Annotated in this window: 25 protein-coding genes; 11 read left to right on the top strand and 14 right to left on the bottom strand. The window is 65.2% G+C overall.

The features are described from left to right. The first annotated feature begins 44 nt into the window (after positions 1 to 44). Complete coding sequence (gene ppdK, locus ABDW49_RS11820) at positions 45 to 2726, top strand: pyruvate, phosphate dikinase (RefSeq protein ID WP_343612114.1); 2682 nt, start codon at positions 45 to 47, stop codon at positions 2724 to 2726. A gap of 48 nt (positions 2727 to 2774) precedes the next feature. On the opposite strand, the gene ABDW49_RS11815 is transcribed toward ppdK, so the two are convergent. Next, on the bottom strand, positions 2775 to 3563 hold the full coding sequence (locus ABDW49_RS11815) for a class I SAM-dependent methyltransferase (protein ID WP_343612112.1): 789 nt from the start codon (positions 3561 to 3563) through the stop codon (positions 2775 to 2777). A gap of 48 nt (positions 3564 to 3611) precedes the next feature. Here ABDW49_RS11815 and ABDW49_RS11810 point away from each other — a divergent pair, with 48 nt between their 5' ends. Together ABDW49_RS11810 and hisI are read left to right on the top strand one after the other, a co-directional pair. Further along, the gene (locus tag ABDW49_RS11810; RefSeq protein ID WP_343614261.1) at positions 3612 to 4457 is read left to right on the top strand and encodes a ComF family protein; all 846 of its coding nucleotides are present in this window, start codon (positions 3612 to 3614) and stop codon (positions 4455 to 4457) included. Positions 4458 to 4874: 417 nt separating this feature from the next. Then, positions 4875 to 5252 (top strand): phosphoribosyl-AMP cyclohydrolase, encoded by a 378-nt coding sequence (gene hisI, locus ABDW49_RS11805; RefSeq protein ID WP_343612111.1) that lies wholly within the window; start codon positions 4875 to 4877, stop codon positions 5250 to 5252. A 1-nt stretch (position 5253) separates the two neighbouring features. Here the strand turns inward: hisI and ABDW49_RS11800 are convergent, their stop codons facing one another. The 4 genes from ABDW49_RS11800 to tyrS form a co-directional block, all read right to left on the bottom strand. Beyond that, positions 5254 to 5970, bottom strand: coding sequence for a dienelactone hydrolase family protein (locus ABDW49_RS11800; protein ID WP_343612109.1), 717 nt, complete (start codon positions 5968 to 5970; stop codon positions 5254 to 5256). Between the two features lie 5 nt (positions 5971 to 5975). Then, positions 5976 to 7235 carry an MFS transporter gene (locus ABDW49_RS11795; protein WP_343612107.1) on the bottom strand — a complete coding sequence of 420 codons (1260 nt, stop codon included), beginning with the start codon at positions 7233 to 7235 and terminating at the stop codon, positions 5976 to 5978. A 93-nt stretch (positions 7236 to 7328) separates the two neighbouring features. Beyond that, entirely contained in the window at positions 7329 to 7691 is a 363-nt protein-coding gene (locus ABDW49_RS11790) for a PilZ domain-containing protein (protein ID WP_343612105.1), read from the bottom strand. Positions 7692 to 7791: 100 nt separating this feature from the next. Continuing rightward, on the bottom strand, positions 7792 to 9021 hold the full coding sequence (gene tyrS / locus ABDW49_RS11785) for a tyrosine--tRNA ligase (RefSeq protein WP_343612103.1): 1230 nt from the start codon (positions 9019 to 9021) through the stop codon (positions 7792 to 7794). Between the two features lie 46 nt (positions 9022 to 9067). On the opposite strand from tyrS, the gene ABDW49_RS11780 reads away from it, so the two are divergent. Together ABDW49_RS11780 and ABDW49_RS11775 are read left to right on the top strand one after the other, a co-directional pair. After that, positions 9068 to 9595 carry a DOMON-like domain-containing protein gene (locus tag ABDW49_RS11780; RefSeq protein ID WP_343612101.1) on the top strand — a complete coding sequence of 176 codons (528 nt, stop codon included), beginning with the start codon at positions 9068 to 9070 and terminating at the stop codon, positions 9593 to 9595. Beyond that, positions 9592 to 10800 (top strand): DUF1343 domain-containing protein, encoded by a 1209-nt coding sequence (locus ABDW49_RS11775; RefSeq protein WP_343612099.1) that lies wholly within the window; start codon positions 9592 to 9594, stop codon positions 10798 to 10800. Before ABDW49_RS11780 ends, ABDW49_RS11775 begins: the two co-directional genes overlap by 4 nt. 291 nt (positions 10801 to 11091) lie before the next feature. On the opposite strand, the gene ABDW49_RS11770 is transcribed toward ABDW49_RS11775, so the two are convergent. From ABDW49_RS11770 to ABDW49_RS11755, 4 genes are all read right to left on the bottom strand, one after another. Continuing rightward, positions 11092 to 11520 (bottom strand): GFA family protein, encoded by a 429-nt coding sequence (locus tag ABDW49_RS11770; protein ID WP_343612097.1) that lies wholly within the window; start codon positions 11518 to 11520, stop codon positions 11092 to 11094. Positions 11521 to 11587: 67 nt separating this feature from the next. Continuing rightward, positions 11588 to 11839, bottom strand: a complete 252-nt coding sequence (locus ABDW49_RS11765; RefSeq protein WP_343612095.1) for a GlsB/YeaQ/YmgE family stress response membrane protein — start codon at positions 11837 to 11839, stop codon at positions 11588 to 11590. A 282-nt stretch (positions 11840 to 12121) separates the two neighbouring features. After that, positions 12122 to 14131 carry a DNA topoisomerase IV subunit B gene (gene parE / locus ABDW49_RS11760; RefSeq protein ID WP_343612093.1) on the bottom strand — a complete coding sequence of 670 codons (2010 nt, stop codon included), beginning with the start codon at positions 14129 to 14131 and terminating at the stop codon, positions 12122 to 12124. Between the two features lie 57 nt (positions 14132 to 14188). Continuing rightward, the gene (locus ABDW49_RS11755; RefSeq protein ID WP_343612091.1) at positions 14189 to 15409 is read right to left on the bottom strand and encodes a penicillin-binding protein activator; all 1221 of its coding nucleotides are present in this window, start codon (positions 15407 to 15409) and stop codon (positions 14189 to 14191) included. A gap of 40 nt (positions 15410 to 15449) precedes the next feature. On the opposite strand from ABDW49_RS11755, the gene rsmI reads away from it, so the two are divergent. Genes rsmI through gshB form a run of 3 tightly spaced genes read left to right on the top strand, consistent with a single transcriptional unit; the run spans position 15450 to position 17677 of the window. Next, positions 15450 to 16277: a 16S rRNA (cytidine(1402)-2'-O)-methyltransferase gene (rsmI, locus tag ABDW49_RS11750; protein ID WP_343612089.1), complete on the top strand. Its 828-nt coding sequence runs from the start codon at positions 15450 to 15452 to the stop codon at positions 16275 to 16277. Beyond that, entirely contained in the window at positions 16274 to 16645 is a 372-nt protein-coding gene (locus ABDW49_RS11745) for a YraN family protein (protein WP_343612087.1), read from the top strand. Before rsmI ends, ABDW49_RS11745 begins: the two co-directional genes overlap by 4 nt. A gap of 30 nt (positions 16646 to 16675) precedes the next feature. Next, positions 16676 to 17677 (top strand): glutathione synthase, encoded by a 1002-nt coding sequence (gene gshB, locus ABDW49_RS11740; RefSeq protein WP_343612085.1) that lies wholly within the window; start codon positions 16676 to 16678, stop codon positions 17675 to 17677. Positions 17678 to 17880: 203 nt separating this feature from the next. Here the strand turns inward: gshB and ABDW49_RS11735 are convergent, their stop codons facing one another. The 4 genes from ABDW49_RS11735 to rph all read right to left on the bottom strand — a co-directional run bounded on the left by ABDW49_RS11735 (position 17881) and on the right by rph (position 21364). Then, complete coding sequence (locus ABDW49_RS11735) at positions 17881 to 18804, bottom strand: tyrosine recombinase XerC (protein WP_343612084.1); 924 nt, start codon at positions 18802 to 18804, stop codon at positions 17881 to 17883. Further along, positions 18801 to 19949, bottom strand: a complete 1149-nt coding sequence (hemW, locus tag ABDW49_RS11730) for a radical SAM family heme chaperone HemW (RefSeq protein ID WP_343612083.1) — start codon at positions 19947 to 19949, stop codon at positions 18801 to 18803. Before hemW ends, ABDW49_RS11735 begins: the two co-directional genes overlap by 4 nt. Before the next feature lie 13 nt (positions 19950 to 19962). After that, complete coding sequence (gene rdgB / locus ABDW49_RS11725; RefSeq protein WP_343612081.1) at positions 19963 to 20583, bottom strand: RdgB/HAM1 family non-canonical purine NTP pyrophosphatase; 621 nt, start codon at positions 20581 to 20583, stop codon at positions 19963 to 19965. A 67-nt stretch (positions 20584 to 20650) separates the two neighbouring features. Then, positions 20651 to 21364, bottom strand: coding sequence for a ribonuclease PH (gene rph / locus ABDW49_RS11720; RefSeq protein ID WP_206240312.1), 714 nt, complete (start codon positions 21362 to 21364; stop codon positions 20651 to 20653). Positions 21365 to 21506: 142 nt separating this feature from the next. Here rph and hrcA point away from each other — a divergent pair, with 142 nt between their 5' ends. The 3 genes from hrcA (at position 21507) to ABDW49_RS11705 (ending at position 23460) form a co-directional block, all read left to right on the top strand. Then, entirely contained in the window at positions 21507 to 22550 is a 1044-nt protein-coding gene (gene hrcA / locus ABDW49_RS11715) for a heat-inducible transcriptional repressor HrcA (RefSeq protein ID WP_343612080.1), read from the top strand. A gap of 14 nt (positions 22551 to 22564) precedes the next feature. After that, positions 22565 to 23122: a nucleotide exchange factor GrpE gene (gene grpE, locus ABDW49_RS11710; protein WP_343612079.1), complete on the top strand. Its 558-nt coding sequence runs from the start codon at positions 22565 to 22567 to the stop codon at positions 23120 to 23122. 77 nt (positions 23123 to 23199) lie between these two features. Beyond that, the gene (locus ABDW49_RS11705) at positions 23200 to 23460 is read left to right on the top strand and encodes a hypothetical protein (protein ID WP_343612078.1); all 261 of its coding nucleotides are present in this window, start codon (positions 23200 to 23202) and stop codon (positions 23458 to 23460) included. Positions 23461 to 23698: 238 nt separating this feature from the next. Here ABDW49_RS11705 and ABDW49_RS11700 read toward each other — a convergent pair whose 3' ends face one another. Then, positions 23699 to 24250 carry a copper chaperone PCu(A)C gene (locus tag ABDW49_RS11700; RefSeq protein ID WP_343612077.1) on the bottom strand — a complete coding sequence of 184 codons (552 nt, stop codon included), beginning with the start codon at positions 24248 to 24250 and terminating at the stop codon, positions 23699 to 23701. Between the last annotated feature and the right edge of the window lie 77 nt (positions 24251 to 24327).

The following is a 24327-nucleotide window of genomic DNA, read 5'->3' as shown; positions in this document are numbered from 1 at the left end:
AAGGCATGGGGCAGGGGATGGCCGGGCAGGGAGGTATGGCCTGAGTGGGTGAGTTCGTCTTCCATTTCGGCGGCGATGCGCAGTCGGTCGATCCGCGCGCGCAAGAGAAGGCCGTGGTCGGCGGCAAGGGCGCCAATCTGGCGCAAATGGCCGCCATCGGCCTGCCGGTGCCGCCGGGCTTCACCATCTCCACCGAAATCTGCGCCCATTACGCCGGGGGCGACCGCCTGATCGATGACGATCTGCGCGCTCAGGTTGCGCAGGGCATTGCCCATCTGGAGGCTGCCACCGGGCGCCGCTTCGGCGATCCCGTCACCCCCTTGCTGGTCTCGGTGCGCTCGGGCGCCTCGGTCTCGATGCCGGGGATGATGGATACGGTTCTCGATCTGGGCCTCAACGATGTGACGGTCGAGGCGCTGGCCAAAGCCTCGGGCGATGCGCGTTTCGCCTGGGATTCCTACCGCCGCTTTATCCAGATTTATGGCGATGTGGCGCTGGGCGTCGACCATTACCTCTTCGAGGACGCGTTGGAAATCGCCAAGGAAGACAATGGCTTCTTCACCGATGTTGAGATGGAAGCGCAACATTGGAAGGCGCTGGTCTCCGAATACAAGAGCATCGTGGAAACCGAAACCGGCGCGCCTTTCCCGCAGGATGTCGATGCACAACTCTGGGGCGCCATCGCCGCCGTCTTCGACAGCTGGGACAGCGAGCGCGCCCGCACCTACCGCCGCTTGAACGGCATCTCCGCCAGCCTCGGCACGGCGGTGACGGTGCAGGCCATGGTCTTCGGCAACCGCGACCAGCAAAGCGCCACCGGCGTCGCCTTCACCCGCGACCCCACAACCGGCGCGCGCCAATGCTTCGGCGAATGGCTGATCAACGCGCAGGGCGAAGATGTGGTCGCAGGCCTGCGCACCCCGCAATATCTCACCCGCGCCGCGCGGGAGGCGGCGGGCGCCAAACCGCTCAGCATGGAAGAGGCCATGCCCGAGGCCTTCGCCCAGCTTACCGGCCTGTTTACCAAGCTGGAAGAGCATTTCCGCGACATGCTCGACATCGAATTCACCGTCGAGCAGGGGCGCCTCTGGGTGCTTCAGGCCCGCAGCGGCAAGCGCACCGCCGCCGCCGCCCTGCGCATGGCCAGCGATATGGTCGGCGAGGGGCTGATCACCCAGCAGGAAGCCCTGCTGCGCATCGAGCCCATGGCGCTGGCGCAATTGCTTCACCCCACGCTCGACCCCGATGCCCCGCGCGATCTGCTCGCGAAGGGCCTGCCTGCCTCTCCGGGCGCGGCCTCAGGCGCCATCGTGCTGGACGCGGAAACGGCGGAAAGGCGCGCCGAACGCGGCGAGGCGGTCATTCTCGTCCGCGTCGAAACCAGCCCCGAGGACATTCATGGCATGCATGCCGCTGTCGGTATCCTGACGGCACGCGGCGGCATGACCAGCCACGCCGCCGTGGTGGCCCGCAGCATGGGCCGCCCCTGCGTGACGGGGACGGCGGCGATCTCGATCGATGCCGCCAAGCGCAGCCTCTCCATCGGCGGGCGGCAGATGCGCGAGGGTGACACCATCACCATCGACGGCACCACCGGCGAGGTGATGGCGGGCAGCGTGCCCCTGACCCGCTCCGAACTGGTGGGTGATTTCGCCGTGCTGATGGGCTGGGCCGATCAGGTGATGGCCGAAACCGGGCGCCATCTTGGCGTGCGGGCCAATGCCGATACGCCTGCCGAATGCCTTGTCGCCCGGCAGTTCGGCGCGCAGGGCGTGGGCCTGTGCCGCACCGAGCCGATGTTCTTCCAGGCCGAACGGATCGACGCGATGCGACGCTTTATCCTCTCTCCGGAGGCCAGGGCGCGGCAAAAGGCACTGGACCATCTGCTCCACCTCCAGCGCGATGATTTCCGGCAGATCTTTCAGGATATGGCGGGGCTGCCTGTCGCGATCCGCCTGCTGGATTTGCCGCTGCACGGCTTTTTGCCCGAAAGTCAGGCAGATATGGCTACTTTGGCCGAGAGCCTTGATATTGGCCTCGACAAGCTGCGCCGTCTGGCTGGCGAAATGCATGAGTTCAACCCTCTGCTGGGCCTGCGCGGCTGCCGTCTCGGCATCGCCTACCCCGAGCTTTACGCCATGCAACTGCGCGCCCTGTTCGAAGCGGCTTGCGAGGCTGCCCAGACCCATGCCCCGGCGCAGTTGGAGGTGATGGTGCCGCTGGTCAGCTCTGCCGCAGAGTTGGCAGCCATCCGTGTGCAGGTGGAGACCATCGCGCAGGATGTCTTCAACGCGCAAGGACTGACCCTGTCATGGCGCCTTGGCGCGATGATCGAGGTGCCCCGCGCTGCGCTGATGGCGGGCACGCTGGCGGGCGAAGCGGAGTTTTTCTCCTTTGGCAGCAATGATCTCACCCAGACCACGCTGGGCATGGGGCGCGATGATGCGGCGCGCTTTATGGGCCGCTATGTCGATCGCGGCATTTATGGCGCCGATCCTTTTATCACGCTGGATGAGGCCGGCGTGGGCGCGCTGATCGCTCTGGCGCGCGAGCAGGGCCGGGCGGCCCGCCCCGACCTCGAACTGGGCCTCTGCGGCGAGCATGGCGCTGACCCGGCCTCGGTCGCCTTCTGTCTGGCGCAGGGGCTCGATTACGTTTCGGCCTCGCCCTATCGCGTGCCGGTGGCGCGTCTGGCGGCGGCTCAGGCGGCGTTACGAGCCGGTTAGGCCCGCGAGCCCGCCCCAAGCGCTAGGCGCGCCAGCCGGCCCCGCGCGCTAAGCGCGCCAACCGGAAAGCGTCAGGATTTCGAAATGCTCGGTCACGCGGCCCTGCGCGTCGGCGGCCTGCGCAAAGGCTGCTTGAGCACGTGCCAGTGCCGCCTTGTTCAAGGCTGGCGCGGCATCGGCCAGCACGGCGCCCAGTCCCTGGGCCCGCAGATCGCTTACCAAAGCGCCCAGCGAGCCAAAGCGCACATCCAGCCCGCGCGCATCGGCCACCGGATTGGCCAGCCCGACGCGCTGGAGCAATTGCGCGCCGCTGCGCACATCGACCGCCGGGTGAAGGCGCGCGGCGGGGCGCTCGCCATCGGCCTCCAGCATGATCGAGCGCAGCACCGGCAGGCTGCCCGCCGCCATCATGCTGATCAGCGCCAGTCCGCCCGGTGCCAGCGCATGACGCAGATGGATCAGCGCTCCCGGCAGATCGTTCACGGTGTCCAGAGTGCCCAGGCTGACGATCAGATCGAAGCCCTTCACGGGATAGGGCGCCTCTTCATCCAGCGCCAGCACACCATCGCGCGCGGACACATCAGCCAGCGTTACCTCAACGCCCTGCGCCGCCAGAGCAGGCGCCAGCAGACCGCCTTCATCGCCGATCACCAGCGCCTTCCCAGGGCTATGGCGCAGGAAGGACAGGCGGTCGAGCACATCTTCCACCCGGTCTTCAGCCAGCCAGCGGGCCGCACCCTCGCTTGTCTGCAGGGCCTGCATGCGGCGGCGCACGGCGGCACGGCGGGCAGGCGAGAAGATACGCGGCGGAGCAGGGGGCGTGGTGGGCGAGGTCATGGGCGCCTCCCTGCCGCGTGGCGGGCCTCAGCGCAAGGCTTGCGCGGCGTGGTGTGTCGGTTAGCATGCGATCGCAGGCCATCGTGGGGAGGTCTTATGCTGACACAGGCGTTGGCGCCGATGATCGACGCGGTCTTTCCGCTGCGTTGTCCGTTATGCGGCGCGGTGCTGGCCGGGCATGACGGGCTGTGCGGCGCCTGTTGGGGGAAGTTGAGCTTTCCCGGCCAACCGGCTTGCGATCTTTGCGCCATGCCTTTGTTTCAACCCGGACAAATGCGTTGTGCCACCTGCGAGGCCGAGCCGCCGCGCCATGGCGGGATTACGGCGGCGACCTGTTATGATGCAGGCTCGCGGCAATTGGTGTTGCGCTTCAAACATGGGCGGCAGATTGCATTGGCTGCGATGATGGCGCGGATGATCTCCACGCGGCTGCCTCGGCCGCGTTCCGGCAATGAGGTGATCGTGCCGGTGCCCCTGCATCGCTGGCGGCTGTGGCGGCGTGGGTACAACCAATCGGCCTTGTTGGCGCGCGAACTGGCCCTTCTGACCGGGGGCAGGCTTATGGTCGATGCGCTGGTCAGGCACCGGCGCACGCCTTCGCTCGGAGGGCTGAGTCGGGCCGAGCGGGCGCAGGCGCTTCAAGGAGCGATCCGCTCTCATCCGGGGCGCGATCTTCGCGGGCTTTCGGTGCTGCTGGTGGACGATGTGCTGACCAGCGGGGCAACCAGCGATGCCTGCATCGAGGCCCTGTTGGCGGCAAGCGCGCGTTCGGTGGAGATCGCCTGCTTTGCGCGGGTGATGGCGATGCCTTCGCATCGCCCCGCCGAAGAAACTCAAGCGACTGGCGAGGATAAAACGAAAGCGCCCGAGGTTGGTCCTCGGGCGCTCACGTGACGAAACATGGAGGCGGCGATCCAGCGTCCCTGCGGCGCTTTCGCAGCTAACGGATGGCCCCTGTTCCATCCGTTACGCCTGTTGTGTCATTCATCGTTTGGCAGCGGATCTGATCGGCTGCCTTGCAGTCTCGATCAGACGCCGCCTCACGACGCTTGGTCATGCGATCGCTTTGCGATCATTTTCCCTGAACCGTGGCGCTTGGCTTCATCCGGGGACCGTTCCCTTGGTGGGTGGTTCCTGCCAGTTGAGGCACCTGTCGGTGTGCGGCCTCCCTCAAGGCCGTGGAGACGTGATCGGCTCAAATCGGGCAAAGATAAAGAGGCGCGTCCTCTTCGTGTGGATTTTGGCCCGCATCTGTGGTTATCGTGCAACAAAGCTCGGCATGCGCTGCCGAAGAGACAAGGAAGAACAATCATGACCGGCGCCGATGCCGAATTGCGCGAGAAGGGCCGCGCTTTCCTGCCCCGTTTTGATGACAAGGGCCTGCTCACCGCGATCGCGGTCGATTCGCTCAGCCGCGAGATCCTGATGGTGGCCTTCATGAATCAGGAGGCGCTCGACCAGACGCGCGAAACGGGACTTGCCCATTTCTACTCCCGTTCGCGCGGGCGTCAGTGGATGAAGGGTGAAACCTCGGGCCATGTGCTGCGGGTGCAGGAAATTCGCGTCGATTGCGACCAGGACGCGCTGGTGATGATCGTCACCCCGGCCGGCCCTGCCTGCCACACCGGTGCCGTGAGCTGCTTCTACCGCAAGCTGGAGGGCGACGAGCTGGTGCCCGTCGCCGAGTAAGTCATTTCGTAAAGATCGAGTCGAACAGATCGGTGGTGGCCGCCCAACTGGCGCGGTCCGCCGCCGCATCGTAGCCCAGCACCGCCGGATTGCCGCGATTGTCGCTTTCGGGGTCGGTGAAGCCGTGCTTGACCTTGCCGTAAGCGTGGAAGTGCCAGTCGGCGCCGGCCTGATCCATTTCTTCCCAGAAGGCGGAGACCTGCTCGCGGGTGGCCAGCGGATCGGCGTCGCCGTGGCAGACCAGGATCTTGGCCTTGATGGCGCCGGCCTCAGCCTTGCGGTTGGTGGTGAGCAGGCCGTGATAACTGACGGCAGCAGCGATCTCGCCGCCCTCGCGTGCCAGTTCCAGCGCGGCCTGTCCGCCCATGCAATAGCCGATGACGGCAGCAGTCAGCCCCTCGGCACCCTCCAGAGCGCGACCGGCGGCCAGAGCGGCACGGATGCGGGCGCGATAGACATCGACATCGGCGCGCAGCGCGTTGCCCATCGGATGCGAGGAGGCGAAGTCCTTGACCGGCTCGCCATAGAAATCGGCGACCAGCACCAGATAGCCGTCACCGGCAAGCTGGCTGGCGCGCGCGGCGACAGCGGCATTCATGTTGGCGATGTTGGGGTAGATGATGATCAGGCCGCGCGGCGTGCCCTCGGGCTTGCCAAGGTGGCCGGTCAAGACGGTGTCGCCATCGTGATAGGTGTGGGGGATGAGGGAGATGCTCATGGAGGTCAACCTTGTTCAAGGTGGGGGGAAAAGGTCCGCGCGCGGCGGATTTGCGGGAAAAACACCGCCCAGAGCACGGTGATTGCCATGGCGCCGATGCCCCCCATCACCACCGCGCCCGTTGCCCCCAACAGCGCGGCGGCGAGGCCCGATTCCATCTCGCCAAGTTCATTCGATGCGGAAATGGCGAGGCCGGAAATGGCGCTCAGCCGTCCGCGCATTTCATCGGGTGTGTGAAGCTGCACCAGCGTGCTGCGCACAAAGACCGAGATCATGTCCGCCGCGCCCAGCATCGAGAGCAGACCGAGCGAAAGCCAGTAATTGGTCGAAAGCCCGAAGGCGACAGTGATCGCCCCGAACACGCCGACCGCCACCAGCATCTTCACGCCCACATTCTGCGAGATCGGGCGCGCCGTCAGCACGATGCCCATCAGCGAGGCCCCCACGGCGGTTGCCGCGCGCATCTGGCCCAGCCCCTCGGGGCCGGCATGAAGGATATCGCGCGCAAAGACCGGCAGCAGCGCGGTTGCTCCGCCGAACAGCACGGCGAAAAGGTCCAGCGTGATGCAGCCCAGCAGAAAGCGGTTGTTCCACACGAAGGTGAAGCCCTCGGCGATCTGGCGGACGGGATGCTGGTCGCGGTTGCCGGGATGCGGCGGCAGGCGGCGCAGGCCCGCCATGCTGAGAAAGCCGATCGCCAGCAGGATGACAGCGCCTATATAGGGTGCTGTGGGATGCACGGCGAAGAGCAGGCCCGCGCCAGCCGGGCCGATGATGGTCGCCAGTTGCATCGCCATGGAGTTCATCGCAACGGCGCGCGGCAGCAAGGCAGGCGGCACCAGCAAAGGCGCCATCGATCCCACCGAAGGCCCGATAAACACGCGGGCCAGCCCATGCAGCGCGCCCAATCCGAACAGCAGCGGCAGGCTGAGGGCATGGAGGCCGGTTGCGGCCCAGAGCGAACCGGCCACCACCAGATCGACCGCGATCGCCATCAGCCCGACATTGCGCTTGTCAAACCGGTCGGCGATCACGCCCGCCACCGGCGAGAGCAGGAACATCGGCACGAACTGGCAAAAGCCCATGATGCCAAGCTGGAACGAGGCCTTGGCGATGGACATGTGATAGTCCTGCCGGGCCACATCATAGAGCTGATAGCCGATGATCACCGCCATGCCGCCACCGGCCAGCCAACTGCAGAAGCGCGTCAGCCAGAAGCGGCGATAATCAGGGATATGGGCGGGCGAGCGGGGCTGATCAGTCACAAGCCAACCGCATGGCAGGCCAAAGCCGCTTTGCCAAGGGCCTCATCCGGCACCTTGGGCTTTGGTCCTGCCTTGAGGGTATGGTCTTTAAGTTCAGCGCAGCGGCGGAGGCGGCAAAGGTGTGCCGCGACGGCTGCGCGGGCTGGGCGAGATGGCGTCGATCATCGCGGTGAAATCGTCGAGGCGGATGATCCGCTCGAACTGGAAGCCTGCGCGATCCTCTGTGGCCCAGATCAGATGGGCCTCGATGCGGCCGACCTTGGGCAGGCGGATGATCACACGTTCACCGCGCGAAAGCGGGACTTCGCCCGACGCCATAAAGCCATGCGCCGAGATGTTGGAAATTTGCAGCGACAGATCCCCAAGGCTGCGATGTTCGCCCATCACCCGATGGCTGACCGGGTGGCGGGCCGAACGCCGCAATTCTGTGACCGATAGCTGCGCTCCGCCAACCATATTCCGTTTTTCCTTATCCTGGAGAGATGTGGGGGCATTATCCCCCACAAGCCCCAAGATTTGGTAAAACCGGCACCGGTTTGCCGCATAAGCGGCACGTTTACGCCGGTTTCAGAATCCCGTGCTTCTTTTTACCCGCGGAAATCCGCACTTCCCCAGAAGACAGGTTAACAAGCTGTGTATCGTCTGAAACCGATTCACCATCGAGTCGCGCGCCGCCACCGGCAATGAGTCGCTTGGCTTCACCACGGCTCGCGGCAAAACCGATGCCGACCAGCGCGTCGGTGATGGTGATGCCCCCGGGAGGCACGGCGAAGGTCGGCAGATCGGCGCCAAGGCCGCCACCGGCAAAGGTGGCTGCGGCAGTGGCCTGCGCGGCTTGCGCGGCTTCGCGGCCACGGGCCATGGCGGTGACCTCATTGGCCAGCACCACCTTGGCATCGTTGATCTGGTTGCCGGGCAGGGCTTCCAGACGGGCGATTTCATCAAGTGGCAGATCGGTGAAGAGGCGCAGGAAGCGGCCCACATCCCGATCGTCGACATTGCGCCAGTACTGCCAGAAATCATAGGCGGGCAGGGCGTCCTCGTTCAGCCACACCGCGCCATTGAGGCTCTTGCCCATCTTCTGGCCGTCGGCGGTGGTCAGCAGCGGGGTGGTGACGCCGAAGACTTCCTTGCCGTCCATGCGGCGGGCCAGTTCGATGCCGTTGACGATGTTGCCCCACTGGTCCGAACCGCCCATCTGCAGGCGGCAGTCGAAACGCTTGGCCAGCTCGCGGAAGTCATAGCCCTGCAGGATCATATAGTTGAATTCGAGGAAGCTGAGCGACTGCTCACGGTCCAGGCGCAGCTTCACCGAGTCGAAGCTGAGCATGCGGTTGACGCTGAAATGCTGGCCCACCTCGCGCAGGAAGGAGATGTAGCCCAGCTTGTCGAGCCATTCCGAATTGTCGACCATGATGGCGTCGGTCGGGCCGTCACCAAAGGTCAGGAAACGCTCGAAGATGCGGCGGATCGAGGCGACATTGCTGGCGATGATCTCGTCGGTCATCAGCTTGCGCGCTTCATCCTTGAAGCTGGGGTCGCCGATCTTGCCGGTGCCGCCACCCATCAGCACGATGGGCTTGTGGCCGGCCTGCTGCATGCGGCGCAGCAGCATGATCTGCACCAGCGACCCCACATGCAGCGATGCCGCCGTGGGATCGAAGCCGATATAGCCCGTCACGATCTGCTTCTCGGCCAGCGCGTCGAGCGCGTGCGCGTCGGTCATCTGGTGGACATAACCCCGCTCGGAGAGCAGGCGCAGCAGGTCGGACTTGTATTCGGTCATGATACCCTCTTGAGTAAGGGGCGTCGCCTAGCATGGAGAAACGCGCTTGGGAACGTATAGCCTGATCTGCCATCCCGATACGCCTGCTCTGGCGGTGAGGGCGGTGCATGTGACGTGGGAAGAGGGCGAAGGGGCCTTGATCCTGCGCTGGCACGTGGAGGGCGCGGCGCGTCTGGTGATCCCGGCGCGCGTGGATCGGCCCGCGCCGACCGATGGCCTCTGGAAGACCAGCTGTTTCGAGCTGTTTCTGGATGACGCCCATGGTTACCGCGAGTTCAATTTTTCGCCCTCGGGTCATTGGGCTGCCTATGGTTTCGACGGTTATCGCAGCGGGATGCGTAACCTGCCTCTGGCCGTGCCGCAGATGGCGGTGACGGTGGCGGAGGATTTCGCGCTGACCGTCACTTTGCCCGGCAATCTTTTGCCGGGGGCCTCGCACGCCAGCCTGACCGCCGTGATCGAGGAAGAGGGCGGCCATAAAAGCTATTGGGCGCTGGCGCATGCCTCGGGTCAGCCTGATTTCCATGCACCCTCTTGCTTCATTCTGCCGCTTGGGGCAGCGCAGCATCCATGACGGATGTTCTCTTCGGTATCGACCGGCTGCTGGCCGACCCTGCCCTGCGCGCGCCCCTGAAGGGCAAGCGTGTGTCTCTGGTGGCCCATCCCGCCTCGGTGACGGCGGATTTGCGCCATTCGCTCGATGCGCTGGCGGCTTGCGAGGACATCACGCTGACCTCCGCCTTCGGCCCGCAGCACGGGCTGAAGGGCGACAAGCAGGACAATATGGTCGAGACGCTGGATGAGGTCGATCCCGCGCTCGGTATCCCGGTGTTCAGCCTCTATGGCGAGGTGCGTCGTCCGACCCCGGCAATGATGGACACAGCCGATGTGTTCCTGTTCGATCTTCAGGATCTGGGCTGCCGCATCTACACCTTTGTGACCACGCTGCTCTATCTGCTGGAGGCCGCATCGCAGACCGGCAAGAGCGTGTGGGTGCTCGATCGCCCCAACCCCGCCGGACGTCCGGTGGAGGGTACCACGCTGATACCGGGGCAGGAGAGCTTTGTCGGCGCCGGGCCGATGCCGATGCGCCACGGGCTGACGCTGGGCGAGATGGGCCACTGGTTTATCCGCCACTATAAGCTGGATGTCGATTACCGCGTGATCGGGATGCAGGGCTGGCAGCCCGAAGGCCCCGGCTTTGGCTGGCCCGAGAGCCGGATCTGGATCAACCCCAGCCCGAATGCCGCCAGCGTCAATATGGGCCGCGCCTATGCCGGCACGGTGATGATCGAGGGCGCGACGCTGTCGGAAGCACGCGGCACGACGCGGCCTCTGGAAGTGCTGTTCGGCGCGCCGGATGTCGATGCCAAGGCCGTGCTGGTCGAGATGCAGGCCTTCGCGCCGGAGTGGCTGGCGGGCTGCGCGATCCGCGAGTGCTGGTTTACGCCCACCTTCCACAAGCATGCGGGGGAGCTGTGCAGTGCGCTGATGGTGCATGCCGAGGGAAGCTTCTACGACCATCGCGCTTTCCGCCCCTGGCGCCTGCAGGCGCTGGCTTTCAAGGCAATCCGCCGACTTTACCCGGATTACCCGATCTGGCGCGACTTCCCCTATGAGTATGAGTTCACCCGCCTCGCCATCGATGTGATCAATGGCGGCCCGGCTCTGCGCGAATGGGTGGACAATCCGCATAGCACGCCTGCCGATCTGGACGCCTTGGCGGCCCACGACGAAACGGCATGGCGTGAAGAGATCGCCGATCTGCTGCTCTATTGATCCTCTCGCTGGTGGAATCCTTCCACCAGCACGGAGGAGATATACATCGGCAGCAGCCGCGGATCGGGCAGCCAGTGATGGGTGAGAAATTGGCGTGGATCGCCACCGCCTGCCAGCGGCTCGCCTTGCATGAGGGGGATGTGGTGAAGCGGAAATCGAAGATCCGCCACACCCGTGCCATATCGCTGCCAACCGCCGCATACATAAAGCCGAAGAGCAGAAATTCGCCAATCCGGCGGTGGGGTATAGGCTCCACCGCCAGCCGGATCTGCGCGATCTGTATAGGGGCGTTTAGTCTTGCGGCGGCATAGCCGGTGCCGGAGGTTGAGCGGCCCATTGCTCCAGAGTGGGATCGATATAGGCCCAATCCGGCGCGCTGTCGGTCCAGATCGCCGCCGAGGGCCTCAAACCATGGCCATCTGCCAGAAAACCCAGACGGAAGGTCTGCAAATGCATGCGCGCCGAGCTGGTGGCATAGACCGGCGTACCGCAGCTCAGGCAGTAATGCTTGGTGAGCGTGTTGCCGCTGGCTGCGGTATGGCCATGGCTGCCCAACTCGCCTTTCAGCACCACGGCCTCGACCGGGAAAATGGCATTATGCGTCGGGCCGCCGCCTGAAATCCGCTGGCAATCGCGGCACCAGCACTGGCGCACGGTAACAGGCTCCGCGGGGATGGTTGCCGTTACCGCCCCGCATGCGCATTGCCCTTGATATGCCATGATAAAACCTGCTGCTCTGAATGATCCGGCAGGCAGTCTGATGGTCTTGGCCCCTCAGGTCAACGCTTCATCGTACTCTGCCGCGCCTCAGCAGGTTGACGCCGCCCAGCAAGATTACCGCGCCGATCAGCGAGACGCTGAAGCTGGAAACCGTCAGCCCGGAATTGTTGATGTTCCCGCGCGAGAAGATCAGCCCGCCGATAAAGGCCCCCGCAATGCCGACGACGAAATTGACCAACAGCCCGCCGTCATCACCCATGATGAGCCCCGCCAGCCAGCCGACGACGATGCCGATCAAAATCCACATCAGAATGCTCATGGAACTCGCAGCCTCCGTCTTGCTTGCACCTGATGGTGAATGCTTGGGTAAGGGGCTTGTTCCTTGGAAGGTTTGAAGGGATGAAAGCAGGGGGCCATCGCCCCCTGCACCCCCGTTAATGTCTTGAGCAGCGCATCATCTTTAAGCGGCGCAGCCGGAATCATTCTGCCTGCGGCGCCGCGACGTTGCGCGAGGCTGAACCCTTAGCGCCAAGGCCGACAAAACATGGGAGCGCGAGGGTGTAACACCCTCGCATTTTCCTCTTTTCTTAAACCCCAAAAATCAGGCGTCGATCAAATCCGGGTCCAGCTCACCCGCCCGGTTCTGAATGAACATAAACCGGTGCTCCGGGTTACGCCCCATCAGCCGGTCCACCAGATCCTTGACCTGAGCCCGCGCCTCATACTCGGGCGGCAGGGTGATGCGCACCAGGCTGCGCTTGGCCGGGTCCATCGTGGTTTCGCGCAACTGCTGGGGGTTCATCTCGCCCAGACCCTTGAAGCGTCCGACCTCGACCTTTTTGCCCTTGAACTTGGTCTTCTCCAGTTCGGCGCGATGGGCGTCATCGCGGGCATAGGCGCTCTCCTTGCCGGCCGTCAGGCGGTAGAGCGGCGGCTGGGCGAGGTAGAGATGGCCCTGGCGCACGACCTCGGGCATTTCCTGGAAGAAGAAGGTCATCAGCAGCGTGGCGATATGCGCGCCGTCGACATCGGCGTCGGTCATGATGACGATGCGGTCATAGCGCAGATTGTCGGGGTTGCAGTCCTTGCGCAGCCCACAGCCCAGCGCCAGCGACAGATCGGCGATTTCCTGATTGGCGCGGATCTTGTCGAGCGTGGCGCTGGCGACGTTCAGGATCTTGCCCCGGATCGGCAGGATCGCCTGCGTCTTGCGGTCGCGGGCCTGCTTGGCGCTGCCGCCTGCCGAGTCGCCCTCGACGATAAAGAGTTCGGTCTCGCCGCTGCCTTCGCCGCTGCAATCGGTCAGCTTGCCGGGCAGGCGCAGCTTGCGGGCGTTGGTGGCGGTCTTGCGCTTGACCTCGCGCTCGGCCTTGCGGCGCAGGCGCTCGTCCATCTTCTCCATCACATAACCGAGCAGCGCCTTGCCGCGCTCCATATTGTCGGTGAGGTAATGGTCGAAGTGATCGCGGATGGCGTTTTCCACCATGCGCGCGGCTTCGGGGCTGGTGAGGCGGTCCTTGGTCTGGCTCTGGAACTGCGGATCGCGGATAAAGACCGAGAGCATCGCCTCGCAGCCCGTGACGATGTCCTCGGGCGCGATATCCTTGGCCTTCTTCACACCCGTCAGTTCACCGAAGGCGCGGATGCCCTTGGTCAGCGCGGCGCGCAGGCCTTGCTCATGGGTGCCGCCATCGGGGGTGGGAATGGTGTTGCAGTAATAGGAATAGGCGCCTTCCGACCACACCGGCCAGGCGATCGCCCATTCCACGCGACCGTTCATTTCGCCAGGAAAGTCTTGCGAACCGGCAAAAGGCTGGGTGGTGACGCATTCGCGCCCCGCCGTCTGTTCGGCCAGATGGTCGGCCAGACCGCCGGGGAACTGGAAGGTAGCCTCGGCGGGCACATCCTCGCTGGCAAGCGCGGGTGCGCATTTCCAACGGATTTCCACACCGGCAAACAGATACGCCTTGGAGCGCACCAGCTTGAACAGCCGCGCGGGCTTGAATTTGGCATCCGCCCCGAAAATTTCCGGGTCCGGCGTGAAAGAGACGCTGGTTCCGCGCCGGTTGGGCGCCGCGCCGATCTTCTGCAACGGCCCCTGCGTGATACCGCGCGAAAATTCCTGAGCGAACAGTTCCTTGTTGCGCGCCACCTCCACGCGGGTCAGTGTGGAAAGCGCGTTCACCACGCTGATGCCCACGCCATGCAGACCGCCGCTGGTGGCATAGGCCTTGCCCGAGAATTTTCCGCCCGAATGCAGCGTGGAGAGGATCACCTCCAGCGCCGATTTGCCGGGAAATTTGGGATGCTCATCTACCGGGATGCCGCGCCCATTATCGATGATGGTCAGGCGGCCGGGCGTGCCCGGCGCCTCCTCAAGCACGAATTCGATGCGGTTGGCATAGCCTGCCACCGCCTCGTCCATGGCGTTGTCCAGCACTTCGGCGGCGAGGTGATGCAGCGCGCGCTCATCCGTGCCGCCGATATACATGCCGGGGCGGCGGCGGACGGGTTCAAGCCCCTCCAGCACCTCGATGGCGCTGCCGTCATAGGTCTCGCCGCTGGGGCCGATGGGAGCTTCGAAGAGATCGTCGGGCGTGCTGTCTGACATGGATGCGAACATAACGCGCACGAAGCCGCGCGCGCAAGTCGCAAACTGCCTTTTTCCTCAGTCGTCGAAACGGGCCGGAGCCGGGCTGACGACCGGCACGGTGTTGCTGGTCGTGCTGCCCGGAACCGCCTTCACCTCGCGTATCTCCAGCGAGCGTTCGATGACATTGGTGCTGTTGAAGCGGAAGATGCCGTCGGTGCCCGCAAAGCCGCCCTTGTCATAGAGACGCTGGGTGGGGAAGGGGCGGCCCGGCTGCCATTCGCGCGCGATGCGCAGCGTCAGCAACACGCTGTCATAGCCCATGGTGGCGATGCGGTAGGGCGCCTCGCCATAGCGGGTGTGATAGCGGTCGGAAAACTGGCGGAAATGCGTGTCCGACAGCGCGGCATAGAGCGAACCGCGCAGCGCGGGCGTGCGGGCCAGCAGGGCCTCGCCGCTCCACAATTCGGTGCCGAGGATGCGCATCGTCGGCTTGCCTGCCTTCAGCAAAGGCGCGGCCTGAGCCGCCGCGCGGGCCGTATCACCCACCAGCACGGCGTCAAAGGCGCCATGGGCCTTCAGCTTGCGCACGGCTGCGGCGATGGAAGCTGGATCGCGGCCATAGGTCTCGATGCCCACCAACTGCCCGCCGCTGTTGCGCACGGCATTGACCATGGCGGTCGAGGCCCGCTCACCATAGAGGCCCAGCGGCACCAGAGCAGCAAAGCGGGTGACGCCCAGCCCCTTGGCATGGCGAACCACGCGGGTGATCGACTGTGCCGGGATGGTGCCCATGATAAAGGTGTCGCCGCCCGCCACGGTGTAGTCGTTCGAGAAGGACACCACCGGCACATGCGAGGCGCGGGTCACCTGCGCCACCGCGCTGGCATCCTCGCCCAGCAGCGGCCCGAGGATCAGGCGGTTGCCATCGGCCAAGGCCTTCGAAGCCGCAGCGGCGGCGCCCGTCGAGGTGTCATAGGTGGTGATGCGCAGGTTGCTGGCATTCATATCCAGCAGCGCCATGGTCGAGGCATTGGCCAGCGCCTGACCCGCCGCAGCATTGGGTCCGCCCTGTGGCACCAGCAGGGCCACGCGATGCCGGTCGGTGTCGTTGGGCAGGTTGGCGGGTGGCGGAGCCTGGGTCGGCGGAGGCGGAGGCGGCGGAGCCTTGGGCCCCTTGGGAATGACGGTACAGGCCGCCAGCGTGGCGGAAAGGCCGATGGCCATCGCGCGGCGGGTCCAGCTTGCGGCGGTGATACGGTTGGAATTCTGCGTCATCTGCGCCCCAATGTTGAACATCGCTTGTCCTTCCCCATGCCCATGGTCCATGGGGGGCGCCATGGATCAGCGCCTTACCCCCGGCCTCTACATTGTGGCCACGCCCATTGGCAATCTCGGCGATATCACCATGCGCGGTGTGGAGATACTGCGTGGCGTGTCAGCGGTGGCCTGTGAGGATACTCGGATAACCGGGCGGTTGATGCAACATCTTGGTTTGAAACAGCGTTTGATCCGTTACGACGATCATGCCGATGAAAATGCCCGCGAAAAACTGCTGGCGCTGATGAGTGCCGAGCCGGTGGCGCTGGTGTCCGACGCGGGTACGCCGCTGGTGTCCGATCCGGGCTATCGCCTAGTGCGTGAGGCGCGCGAGCGGGGGATCGCGGTGACCAGTCTGCCGGGGCCTTGCGCGGCGATCATGGGGGTGACGCTGTCGGGGTTGCCGTCTGACCGGTTTCTGTTTGCCGGGTTCCTGCCATCGAAAGATAAGGCGCGGGGCGATGCTCTGGCCGAGCTGGGCGCCGTGCCCGCCACGCTGATTTTTTACGAAACCTCTCCGCGCCTGATCGATTCGTTGACGGCCATTGCCCAGGTGCTGCCGGGGCGCGAGGTGGCAGTCGCCCGCGAACTGACCAAGATGTTCGAGGAATGCCGCAGCGGCCAACCCGAAGAGCTGATTGCCCATTACAGCGCCCATCCGCCCAAGGGCGAGATCGTGCTGCTGATTGGCCCCCCGGTGGCGAAGCAGGCGACCATGGAGGATGCCGAAACCATGCTGCGCGCCGAGTTGCAGCATGCCAAGGCCAGTCAGGCCGCCGCCGCCGTGGCCAAGGCAACCGGGCTGGACCGCAAGGAACTCTACGCCTTGGCGATGCGTCTGAAATGACCGACTGGCGCGGTCAGGCCAACCGCATCGCCGCCGAGGCGCGTGGGCGCCGGGGCGAGGATGAGGCCGCGCTGTTTCTGGAAGGGCTGGGTTTCGAGATTATCGCCCGCCGGGTGAAGACACCGCGCGGCGAGGTCGATCTGATTGCCCACCGCGAAGGGCTGACCGTCTTTGCCGAAGTCAAATGGCGCGCCAAGGCCGAAGCCCATGTCGACGCTATCGATCAGAAGCGGCTCACCCGCGTTGCCATGGCCGCCGAGCTGCTGGCTCCGCGCTTCGTGCCCGATGGCGCGGATATGCGGATCGACGTCATCCTTCTTGCGCCCGGCCATGATCCATACCACATCCCCAATGCGTGGATGCCGTAAGCGCATCTGTCTGATTTTCAGGAGTACCTCATGAGTTTGCGCGTCGCTGTCCAGATGGACCCGCTCTCCGGCATCAACATCGCGGGCGATTCCACCTTTGCCCTGATGCTTTCGGCGCAGGCGCGCGGGATCGCGATGTGGTACTATGATGTGGGCACGCTGGCTTGGGACTCGCTGGGCGATGGGCCCGCGAAGGTCACGGCATGGGCCGCGCCCGTGACGGTGCAGCGCCCCGCCGAAAAGGGCGAGAGCCACTATACGCTGGGCGCGTTCCAGACTCTGGATCTGGCCGAAGACGTCGATGTGGTGCTGATGCGCCAGGACCCGCCCTTCGATCTGGGCTATATCACCGGCGCGCATATCCTCGAAAAGCTGAAAGGCCGCACGCTGGTCGTCAACGACCCCGAGCAGGTGCGCAACGCGCCCGAAAAGGTCTTCGTTCTCGATTTCGCGCAGTTTATGCCGCCCACGCTGGTCGCCCGCCGCATCGAGGATGTGCGCAGCTTCCAACAGCGCCTCGTCGCCAAGGGCTACTCCGGCGATCTGGTCATCAAGCCCCTCCACGGCAATGGCGGCAAGGCGGTGTTCCGCGTGCCCGCCAGTGGCGACAACCTCGGCGCGCTGGTGGAGGTCTTCAGCCAGATGTGGCCCGAGCCCTATATGGTCCAGCCCTTCCTCCCCGACGTGTCCAAGGGCGACAAGCGCATCGTGCTGGTCGATGGCGTGGTGGCCGGCGCCATCAACCGCCGCCCCGGCGCGGGCGAGTTCCGCAGCAATCTGGCCGTGGGTGGCAGTGCCGAGGCAACCGAACTGACCGAGCGCGAACAGGAAATCTGCCGCGTCCTTGGCCCGGAACTGAAAAAGCGCGGCCTGACTTTCGTGGGCATCGACGTGATCGGCGGTGAGTGGCTCACGGAGATCAACGTGACCTCGCCCACGGGCATCGTGGCGATCGAGCGTTTCGATGGTGTGGATGTCGCCGGGCTGATCTGGGATGCGATCGAGGTTCGCGTGGCAGAGATGAAGAAGTAAGGATGAAAGCAGGGGGCCATCGCCCCCTGCACCCCCGTTAATGCATTGACCTGCGCTTCGTATCGACGCTGCGCTAAAGCGGCGAAGCCGCAATCATTTTATGCCTGCGGCGCTGCAACCTTGCTTTATGGTTGAACCCGAGGCGCAACGTAGACATTCATGGGAGCGCGAGGGTGTAACACCCTCGCATTGTCCTTTGCTTCTTAACCCTGTTCCCTTGGATGCGCCGCCCGATAGGCATCCAGCAAAACCGCCGCATCCACTTTGGTGTAGATCTGGGTGGACGAAAGGCTGGTATGCCCCAGCAATTCCTGCAGAGACCGCAGATCCGCCCCGGCCCCCAGCAGATGCGTCGCAAAGGAATGGCGCAAGGCGTGAGGCGTGGCGGTATCCGGCAACCCCAACGCCCCCCGCGCCCGGCGGACGGCCTTTTGCACCAGCGCCTGGTTCAGCACCCCACCGCGAGCGCCGAAGAACAGCGGGCCATCGCGCGTGATCGGCCAGGGGCAGGCCATGGCGTAATCGGCCACGGCCTGCGCAACGACAGGCAGGATCGGCACAAGGCGTTGCTTGTTGCCTTTGCCCGTGACCAGCAGCGCTTCGCCGATGGGGAGCACACCGCCGGTCAGCGACAACGCTTCAGCAATGCGCAGCCCGCCGCCATAAAGCAGCATCAGCACAGCGCGGTCGCGAGCGCCGATCCATGGAGCGGTGGCGTCTTCCTCGACGGTGTCGGCAAGGTTGATGGCCTCGTCGGGGGTGACGGGGCGGGGCAGGCCTTTCTTCAGGCGTGGCCCGCGCAGGCGGGGCGGGGCGGGGGTCGGGTCACCGGCCTGCTGCCGGGCGAACGTGAGAAAGGCGCGCAGGGCGGAGAGTTCGCGCGCGGCCGAAGCGTTGCCCAGCCCATCGGCGCGACGGTCGGCCAGATGGGCGCGCAGGTTGGAGGCCTCGATTTCGGCCAGCGTGGCCCAGTCCTCGGCGCCGGTGGCGTGGACGAGGCGGGCGGCGGTGGCGGTGTAGGCGCGGACGGTGTGCGGGCTGCGGCGGCGGTTCTGGGCGAGGTGAGCGGTCCATGCGGCCAGCAGGTCGGCGCGGCGGGCGAGAGACTGCTCCGGTTCGTCGCTCACACCACCAGTTCCGTGGGGACGAGTTCGCCGATCAGCGCATTCAGCACTAGCATGCCGGGCTCGGTAACGCCGATGCGGGGGCCTTCGTTCCAGACCAGACCTTGGCGTTCGTACAGTTCAAGGCGGGCCGGGGTGGCCAGTTCTTCGGGTGACAAACCAAAACGCGTGGAAAGCGCTGCCAGATCGACGCCCTCGGCAAGACGCAGGCCCATCAACATGGCCTCGGCAGCCTGTTCGCGGATGGAGAGCTGGCGGGCTTCCTGAATGCCATCGCCTTGGGCCTCGATGGCCGAGAGCCAGTTTTCGGGCTTCTTGTGGCGCGTGGTGGCGGTCGCATGGCGACGACCATGCGCGCCGGGGCCGATCCCGGCGTAATCCTGATAGCGCCAGTAGGCGAGGTTGTGGCGGCTCTGCTGGCCGGGGCGGGCGTGGTTGCTCACCTCATAGGCGGGCAGGCCGTGAGCTGCCGTGATCTGGCGGGTGAGGGTGAAGAGGTCCGCCGCGGGATCGTCTTCCAGCGGGGCGAAGGCGCCATCGCGCACGAGGCGCTCGAAGCGGGTGCCCGGCTCGATGGTCAACTGATACAGCGAGAGGTGATCGGTGCCGAAGGAAAGGGCGCGGGTCAGTTCCGCTTCCCAGTCTGCCATGCTCTGGTTCGGGCGGGCGTAGATCAGATCGAAGCTGGTGCGGGCGAAATGGCGCTGGGCCACATCCAGCGCGGCTAGCGCCTCATCCACACCATGCAGGCGGCCAAGGAATTTCAGCACCTTGTCATCCAGCGCCTGCACGCCCAGCGACACGCGGTTGACCCCGGCGCTGGCCAGTGCCGCAAACTTGGCCGCCTCCACGCTGGAGGGGTTGGCTTCCAGCGTGATCTCTATGCCCGGATCGAAGCCCCAAAGCTGCTCCGCGCGTTCCAGCAGGGCGGCCACCAGGGCGGGCGGCATCAAGGAAGGGGTGCCGCCGCCGAAAAAGATGCTGGTCAGCGTCTCGCCGCCGGCAATCCCGGCCTCGCGTTCCATATCGGCCAGTAGGGAGCGCTGCCACAGCTCATGATCCACCCCATCGCGGACATGGCTGTTGAAGTCGCAATAGGGGCATTTCTTCAGGCAGAAGGGCCAATGGATGTAGAGTGCGCGCGCCATAGGCCTTTAAATATCACCCGAACTGGTCGGCCACCAGCTTGGCGAAAGCGTTGGAGCGGTGGCTGATGCGGTTCTTCTCGGCGGGGTCGAGTTCGGAGAAGGTCTGCTCATAGCCCAGCGGCACGAACACGGGGTCGAAGCCGAAGCCCAGCTTGCCACGCGGCGGCCAGGTCAGCTTGCCATCGGCGCGGCCTTCATAGACGGCATGGACGCCATCGGGCCAGGTGATGGCCAGCACGCAGGCGAAATGGGCGGCGCGGCCGACATCGGGGCCTTGCTCGCACAGCAGGCCCTCGACCTTGCCCATGGCCATAAACCAGTCGCGGCCTTCGGGGCCTTCGTACCAGTGGCGCTCGGCCCAGTCGGCGGTGTAGACGCCGGGGCGACCGCCCAAGGCTTCCACGCAAAGACCCGAATCGTCGGCCAGCGCGGGCAGGCCGGACTTTTCGGTCGCGTAGCGGGCCTTGAGCAGCGCGTTGTCGATAAAGTTGTCGTGGATCTCCTCGGGCTCATCCAGCCCGAGGTCTCCTGCAGAGACGCATTCCACGCCGTAAGGGGCCAGCAGCGCGGCAATCTCGCGCAGCTTGCCCGGATTATGCGTGGCGATCACCAACTGACCGTGCAATCTCGACATGCATCTCTCCCGGAGGTTTTATTCTGTAAGAACGGCGGGATCACGCCCGCCGTTCAGGGCCAATCCGTCAGGCGACCGCTTCGGCCTGAGCGGCGAAGATGCGATCGCAGCCGATGCGGGCCAGACGCAGCAGGCGCAGCAGGCCTTCCTCGTCATAGGTCGCGCCCTCGGCAGTGGCCTGCACCTCGGCGATATGGCCGCCCTCGATCAGCACGAAATTGGCATCGGCGTCCGCGCTGCTGTCCTCGATATAGTCGAGGTCCAGCACCGGCGTGCCCTTGGTGATGCCGCAGGAGACAGCGGCAACCTTGCGGGTCAGCGGGTCTTCGGTGATCAGGCCCTTGGCGATCAGGCCATTGACGGCCAGACGCAGCGCCACCCAGGCGCCGCTGATGGCCGCCGTGCGCGTGCCGCCATCGGCCTGGATCACGTCGCAATCGAGGGTGATCTGGCGCTCGCCCAGCTTCTTCAGATCGGTGACGGCGCGCAGGCTGCGGCCGATCAGGCGCTGGATTTCCTGCGTGCGGCCGCTCTGCTTGCCCTTGGCGGCTTCGCGCTGGCCGCGCGTGTGGGTGGCGCGGGGCAGCATCGAATATTCCGCCGTCACCCAGCCTTCGCCCTTGCCGCGCAGGAAGGGGGGCACGCGCTCTTCCACGCTGGCGGTGACCAGCACCTTGGTGTCGCCGAAGCTGACCAGCACGCTGCCTTCGGCATGCTTGGTGAAGTTGGTCACGATCTCGATGCTGCGCATTTCGTCTGCGGCGCGGCCGGATGGGCGCATAGGGTTTGGATCCTTATGAAGCGATTTGGCGCGGCTCTAATACCCGCGCCCGGAAATGGCCAGCCCCGGCGTTATAAATGACCGTGCATCGCAGATGCCCGGCGTTGCAAATGGGGCCCTGCTGCCCCATGAAAGATGCGATATGCACAGCCTGCCCGTCACCGAACTGACCACCCGCGCCCGCGAGATCTTTCGCCGGGTGGTCGAAGGCTATCTGACGACCGGCCAACCCGTGGGTTCGCGCACGCTGGCGGGCGGGGGCGAGCTGAACCTTTCCCCGGCCTCGATCCGCAGCGTGCTGGCCGATTTGGAAGGGCAGGGGCTGCTCAGCCAGCCACACACCAGCGCGGGACGCATGCCGACCGAAGTGGGTTTGCGTCTGTTTGTCGATGGCATGATGCAGATGTCCCAGCCCACGCGCGAGGAACGCGAGGCCATCGAGCGCAGCCTGACCGAACCGGGCCCGATCGAGGCGGCTCTGGCAGCCACCAGCGCTGCGCTTTCAGATCTTTCCGCCTGTGCGGGCGTGGTGATGGTGCCCGCGCATGAGCCTCTGCTGGCGCAGGTGACGCTGGTGCCGCTTTCTCCGGGCCGCGCCTTGGCGGTGCTGGTGGGGCAGGATGGCGGGATCGAAAACCGGATCGTCGATCTGCCCCCCGGCCTGCCGCCCGGCGCGCTGGAGGAAGCCTCCAACTATATCACCGCCCATCTGGCCGGGCGCACGCTGGGCGAGGCGGCGCGGTTGATGCAGGCACAGATCGCCTCGGGCCAGAGCGCGCTGGATGCCGCCAGCGCCGATCTGGTCAAGCGGGGCCTTGCCGTCTGGAGCCAGGACGCACAGCGCCGCCCGGTGCTGATCGTGCGCGGGCAGGCCAATCTGCTGGACGACACTGCGCTGGGCGATCTGGAGCGTGTGCGATCCCTGATCGACGATCTGGAAAGCAAGCAATCCGTCGCCCAGATGCTGGACCTGGCCCGTGAAGCCGAATCGACCCGCATTTTCATCGGTGCCGAGAACCGGCTTTTCGCGCTGTCCGGCTCATCGGTGATCGCTTCGCCCTATCGTGATCGCGAAGGACGGGTGGTCGGCGTGGTCGGCGTGATCGGCCCGACACGGTTGAATTATGCGCGAGTCGTCCCCATGGTGGATTTCACCGCCCAGAGTCTGGGCCGACTGATCCGATAAATGAAGGCAATGATATGAATGAGGACATCTTCCAGGCCGCCAGCGAATCCTCGAAGGACGCAGGCGTGGAGGGCGCTGCCCCCGGCGTGACCGCCGAGCAGGACAGCCGAATCGCGACGCTGGAAAACGATCTGGAAGCGGCCAAGCAGGAAGTGCTCTACGCCCGCGCCGAAACGCAGAATGTGCGCCGCCGTCTGGAAAAGGACATCGCCGACGCCCGCGCCTATGCCAGCACAAGCTTTGCCCGCGACATTTTGAGCGTGGCCGACAATCTGTCGCGCGCGCTCGATTCGATCTCGCAGGAGCTGCGTGAGGACGAGAAGCTCAAGCCGCTGGTCGCCGGGATCGAGGCCACCACGCGCGAGCTGGACAAGGTGTTCAACCAGAATTCCATCCAGAAGGTGGCGGCTCAGGGCCTGCCGCTCGACCCCAACCAGCATCAGGCGATGATCGAGATCCCTCATGCCGAGGCCGAGCCCGGCACGATCATTCAGGTCCTGCAGCACGGCTACACGATCAAGGACCGCCTGCTGCGCCCGGCCATGGTCGCCGTGGCCAAGAAGCCCGAGTAAGCCCGAAGTTAAGAACCCGGCGCGGGCGGAACATCCCGCGCCGCTGGTCATATCTCCATCATGGAATGGAGGTTGTTATGACCAGGACTTTGATGCTGTCGATGATCGCCGCTGGTGCTCTTGCCGTTGGCGGTTGTGCTCATAACTATGGCGGTGAGGGCGCTCTGGGCGGCGCCGGCGCGGGCGCGGTGATCGCGGGCGTGGCTGGCGGCAATGTCGTCACGGGCGCTGCGATCGGTGCGGCGGCGGGCGCTCTGGTCGGGTCGACCGTGCGCAAGGATGACGGCTACTGCTATCGTCATGACCGCGATGGTTACGAGCATCGGGTGAATTGCTGATTTTTTCAGGCAAAAGGTAGAAGCAGGGGGCGTTACGCCCCCTGCACCCCCGTTACGTCTCCCGACGAGAGGGCGGGTTTAGGGCTACTTCGCGTTTGGAAGGCCCCGCCGCGCAGCGGCCTTAAATGCCTCCGGCGGTGAGGTGGACCACAACGCTGCAAGCCAGCGCTCCATTCGCGTCGGAAGACGTCATGGGAGCGCGAGGGGGTAACCCCTCGCATTTCTTTTTTCCTGATCCTTACATCTTCATCCCGGCCATATCGCCATGATCCATGGCGTGCCCGCCATCGCCGGCAGTCCCTGGGGCCTCCACCTTCAGCGAGCCGACCAGCCTGCGGCCATCTTCCAGCACCAGCTTGAAGCCAATGGAATCGCCTGCCTTCACCGTCTTGCGCAGGTCGAAGACCATCACATGCCGTCCGCCGGGAGCGAAATTGGTGCTGTCGCCGGGAGCCAGCTTCAGGCGAGGCAAGGGCGCCATTTCCGTGCCCTTGGTCTCATGCATTTCGGCGGATTTGGCGGAGGAGATCACCACACCGGTGATCGTCACAGGCGCCGGGCCGGTGTTGCGCCAGTTCACATAGGCCGCTGCGGGGCGCCCAGGGATGATCGGCAGCACCAGACGGCCTGAAGGCGCGGCATTCTCCGCCGGGGCGGCGCTGATGCTGACTTCGGCGCTGTCCGCTGCGGCCGTGGTGGCAGAGGCACTAGCGGCGTCTTCATTCGACTTGCCGCAGGCGGTGAGCGCAACCAGCGCGAAAAGGGGAAGGGTAAGGCGCGCAATAGGCATCTGTGTTCATCTCCTGATGGGCCCTAGCTAGACTGTGACAGGCCCCGCGCCAAGCGCCAGTGGGCAAATAGCTGCCG

The organism is Novosphingobium sp. (assembly GCF_039595395.1).
GTDB lineage: Bacteria > Pseudomonadota > Alphaproteobacteria > Sphingomonadales > Sphingomonadaceae > Novosphingobium.
This window is presented reverse-complemented; position numbering and strand designations above follow the sequence as displayed.